The sequence below is a fragment of the Kitasatospora sp. NPDC004272 genome, assembly GCF_053603035.1.
The window spans coordinates 1-4,489 of the sequence record NZ_JBSGET010000256.1 but is presented as its reverse complement, the minus strand read 5'-3'; the positions used below and the strand labels follow the sequence as shown (position 1 = coordinate 4,489).

Sequence of the window (4,489 nt, the reverse complement as noted above, 5' to 3'; positions counted from 1 at the left end):
GCGCGGCGGGGTGCGGCGCGGCGGGGTGCGGCGCGGTCGGGCGCGGCGCCGTGCGGCGCGACGCGCCGAGCCGCGGTGCCGGGAGCACCGGGCGCCGGTGGGCGTCAGTGCTGGAGCACCATGGCCGCGAAGGTCGCGCCGATCCCGGACGCGGCGACCAGGTAGCGGTCGCCGCGGCGGAGCAGGCCGCGGGTGGTGGCGGTGTGGTGGTTGAGCAGGATGTCGGCGGCGAAGCTGTGTCCCACCGCCGGGACGTTGTCCAGCACCACGCGTTCGGGCGGGTACCCGGTGTGGCGGCAGATCCGTTGCCAGGAGATCCGGTTGACGTTGTGCGGGAGCAGCAGCCGGATGGAGTCCCAGCTCTCGCCGGCCTCCTCCAGTGCGGCCTCCATCACGGCCACCATCAGCTCCGGGTAGCTGCGCTGGTAGCGCTGCATCAGCTCCGGGTCCTCGGCGAGTCGCCCGTCGAACTCGCCGCGCTGGTCGACCGCGTAGGACAGCACGCGGTCGCGTTCGCCTCCGGCCCGCACCAGGCAGGCCGCCGCCCCTTCGCCGAAGAGGGCGGTGTCCGGGACGATGCGGGCGTCCCGGGTGAAGGTCTTCTCGCCCGCCAGGATCAGCGCCATCGCCTCGGGGTCGGGGTCTGCCGCCAGCAGCCGACCGGCCACGTCCAGGGCCAGCAGGGAGCCGGCGCAGGCGTGGTGGGTGATGGTGAAGGCACGGGCGTGCGTCAGCCCCAGACGGCCGAGCGCGTCGTGCAGCGGGTTGTGCGGGTAGGGCGCCGCGATCGGCAGGCTGCGCGCGTGCAGCACGTACTTCACCCGGGGTTCGTTTCCGCGCAGCGGGGCCAGGGCCTTCGCTGCGGCGATGAGCAGATCGGTCAGGTCTCCGTCGGGGTCCACCCTGACCCGTTCCAATCCGTGGAAGCGGCGGAACAGCTTGATCTGACGGTCCGTCAGGCCCAGGCGTTCACCGACCAGTTCGATCGGTTCGGCGAGGGGTGGCAGGTGGACGGCGACTGCTTCCAGAGCGGTCACGCGGGCTAGTATTCCGTCGCCTCACCGGCCCGCACAAGAGATCGCCGACGCTTCCTTCGCGATATCCCCTTGTGGTCTGTACCACTCCCCCCTCGTCTGCCCACGATCCGTACGGGCCCGCGGCCGGTGCCGCCCCGGTTCCCCGCGTCCGACCCCGCTCCAGGAGGACACCCGTGCCCGTACCCGCGACCGCGACCGCCCCCGTCGACGCTCCCCCGCTGCGCCTGCTGATCGTGGTGCCGCCGCTGGCCGGGCACCTGCTGCCGGCCCGGGCGCTGGCCGCGGCCTGGGCCGCGCGCGGGCACGAGGTGGCCTGGGTGGGGCCGGAGGCGGCGCTGCGGCCGCTGCTCGGGCCGGACGCGGTGGTGCACCCGACCGGCGCCCGGCTGTTCCGCGAGCAGGCGGTGGGCGGCGCGGCGGCGGTGCGTTCGCTCTGGGAGGGCTTCGTGGTGCCGCACACCCGGTTCACCCTGGGCGCGGTGCGGCGGGCGGTCGGGCAGTGGCGGCCGGACCTGGTGCTGGCCGACCAGCACGCCCCGGCCGGCGCGCTGGCCGCGCACGGCGCGGGCGTGCGGTGGGCGAGCTTCGCCCCGTCCTCGCTGGAGACCGGCGATCCGCTGGGCGGCGACGGCGAGTTGACGGCCTGGCGGGACGGAGTGCTGCGCGGCCTGTGGGAGCGGGCCGGGCTGCCCGCCGCCGAGTACGCCGACCCGCGGTTCTCCGCCGGCCTGGTGGTCGCCCCGAGCTGCGCCGAACTGCTCGGCCTGGAGCGGGAGTACGTCCCGGCCGAGTACGCGCTGGTCGGGCCGCTGCTGGAGCGGCGGCTGCTCGACGGGCCGCTGCTCGACGGGCGGCCGGTCGACGGGCGGGCCGGGGAGCCGTTCCCCTGGGCGGAGTTGGCCCCGGGCCGGCGCCGGGTGCTGGTCACCATGGGCACGCTGTCCGCCGAGGTGGCGGGCGACTTCCTCGGCCGGGCGGCCGCCGCGCTGGCCGGACTCCCGGACGTGCAGGCGGTGGTGGCGGCCCCCGGGGAGGTGGAGCTGCCGCCGGGAGCGATCGGGTGCGCACGCGTCCCGGTGCTGGAACTGCTTGAGCGCGGGGCGGTGGACGCCGTACTGTGCCACGGCGGGATGAACACCGTCGGCGAGTCCCTCGTCCACGGGCGGCCGTTGGTGGTCGCCCCGATCCGCCACGACCAGCCGGTGACCGCCGGACGACTGGCCGCGCTGGGCGCGGCCGTCCGGGTCGACTTCGCCACCGTCGCGCCCGAGCAGCTGCGCGCGGCGCTGCGCGCCGTCCTCGACGACCCCGGGTACCGCTCCGCCGCCGAACGGGTGGGGCGTCGACTCCGGGACGGCGGCGGTGCGGTGGCGGCCGCCGAACGGCTGGAGCGGTTCGCGCGCGCACCGCGCTGAGCCCGTCCCGCCGCCTGGTCCAGACCATTGTCGGGGGGCCGGGTCGGGCCCTAGGGTCTGCTCCGGCGCCCGTCCGCCGCCTCCCCCCTCCCCCGCCTCCCCCCTCCCCCGCCCCTCCCGTTTTCCGCACCCTCCTCCAGCCTTCCCCAGCCTTCCCGCCGCCCTCCCGGGCGGCCGTCCGCACACCCACTTACCCACCACAGGAGTCCGGGTTGATCGTGACCAAGGGGCTGCGCAAGTCCTTCCGGCCCCGCCGCGGCGCCGCCACCGTCGACGCGGTGCGCGGCATCGACCTGAACGTCGCGGAGGGCGAGATCTACGGCCTCCTCGGCCCGAACGGCGCAGGCAAGACCACCACGCTGCGCATGCTCGCCACCCTGCTCGTCCCCGACGGCGGCGCCGCCACCGTGGCCGGCGCCGACCTGCGCGCCGAGCCCGGCGAGGTCCGCCGCCGGATCGGCTACGTCGCCCAGGGCGGCGGCACCACCGACCAGGCCACCGCCCGCGAGGAACTCGTCATGCAGGCCCGGATGTACGGCGTCCGCAAGGCCGAGGCCGTCCAGCGCGCCGAACAGGGCCTGGCCGCCTTCGACCTGACCGAGTTCGGCGACCGGGTCTGCAAGACGTACTCGGGCGGCCAGCGCCGCCGCCTCGACCTGGCGCTCGGCGTCGTCCACCGGCCGAAGCTGCTGTTCCTGGACGAGCCGACCGTCGGCCTCGACCCGCGCAGCCGCTCCCAGGTGTGGGCCGAGGTCCGCCGGCTGCGCGAGCAGGGCATGACGGTGCTGCTGACCACCCACTACCTGGACGAGGCCGACGCCCTCTGCGACCGGATCGGCATCGTCGACAACGGCGGCATCGTCACCGAGGGCACCCCCGAGGAGCTCAAGCAGAAGATCTCCGGCGACTCCGTCACCATCGCCCTGCCGGACGCCCGGACCACCACCGGGGCCGAGCGCGCCCTCGCCGAACTCCCGTGCGTCCAGCGCTTGGAGGCCCTGCCCGACGAGGACGGGCTGCGCCTGCACGTGGACTCGGCGGCCACCGCGATCCCGCAACTGCTGCGCACCCTGGCCGCGGCCGGCATCGAGCCGGAGCGCGTCCAGCTGCAACGCCCCAGCCTGGACGACGTGTTCCTGGCCCTGACCGGCCGCGCGCTGGTCCACAGCGGCTGACCCCCTCCCCCTTTCCGGCTCCGAAGCCCCCGAGGTCCCCGTGAAGCTCGCCCGCGACACCTGGCTGGTCTACCAGCGCCAACTCCTCCTGATGGCCCGCTCCCCCGTGTGGATCGCCGTCGGACTGCTCCAACCCCTGTGCTACCTGCTGCTGTTCGCCCCGCTGCTGACCTCCGCGCTGGCCGCGTCCGGCGCGCACAGCACCGCCGACGCCTACCGGATCTACGTGCCGGGACTGCTGTCCGCGCTGGCCCTGATGGGCGGCCTGTTCACCGGCTTCACCCTGCTGGGCGAACTGCACGCGGGCGTGATCGAGCGCTCCCGGGTGACGCCGGTCAGCCGGGTCGCCCTGCTGCTGGGCCGGGCGCTGCGGGAGACCACCGCGCTGCTGATCCAGTCGGTGCTGATCGCCGTGCTGGCCGTCCCGTTCGGCCTGACCGTGGGCCTGGCCGACCTGCTGCTGGCGCTGGCGATGCTGGCGCTGATGGCGCTGATGGCCTCCTCGGTCTCCTACGGCCTGGCCCTGCTGGTGCCCACCGACGCCGCGCTCGGCCCGGTGGTCAACACCATCGCGCAGCCGCTGGCGCTGATCTCCGGCACCCTGCTGCCGATCGCGCTGGCCCCGGCCTGGCTGCGCACCGCCGCGTCCTGGAACCCCTGCTACTGGGCCGTGGAGGGCATGCGCGCCCTGTTCGCCGGGCACCTGGACGCGCCCGAGGTGTGGCGCGGCCTGCTGCTGACCGGCCTGCTGATGGCCGTCGCGGTGGCCTGGTCGGCCCGGCTGTTCGCCCAGCGGATCCGCTGACCGGCAGCGGCACCGGCGCACGACCGAGCGGGGCCCGGCGGCAGGAGCGCCGGGCCC

Annotated in this window: 4 protein-coding genes; 3 read left to right on the top strand and 1 reads right to left on the bottom strand. The window is 75.7% G+C overall.

The annotated features are described in order from the left end of the window. Positions 1–104: 104 nt before the first annotated feature. Entirely contained in the window at positions 105–1,037 is a 933-nt protein-coding gene (locus ACWEO5_RS38070; RefSeq protein ID WP_452166647.1) for a 3-oxoacyl-[acyl-carrier-protein] synthase III C-terminal domain-containing protein, read from the bottom strand. Between the two features lie 173 nt (positions 1,038–1,210). On the opposite strand from ACWEO5_RS38070, the gene ACWEO5_RS38065 reads away from it, so the two are divergent. The 3 genes from ACWEO5_RS38065 to ACWEO5_RS38055 all read left to right on the top strand — a co-directional run bounded on the left by ACWEO5_RS38065 (position 1,211) and on the right by ACWEO5_RS38055 (position 4,432). Then, positions 1,211–2,452, top strand: a complete 1,242-nt coding sequence (locus ACWEO5_RS38065) for a glycosyltransferase (RefSeq protein WP_452166646.1) — start codon at positions 1,211–1,213, stop codon at positions 2,450–2,452. Between the two features lie 218 nt (positions 2,453–2,670). Next, positions 2,671–3,627, top strand: coding sequence for an ATP-binding cassette domain-containing protein (locus tag ACWEO5_RS38060; RefSeq protein ID WP_344554926.1), 957 nt, complete (start codon positions 2,671–2,673; stop codon positions 3,625–3,627). A gap of 40 nt (positions 3,628–3,667) precedes the next feature. Next, entirely contained in the window at positions 3,668–4,432 is a 765-nt protein-coding gene (locus ACWEO5_RS38055; RefSeq protein ID WP_452166645.1) for an ABC transporter permease, read from the top strand. The last annotated feature ends 57 nt before the right edge of the window (positions 4,433–4,489 follow it).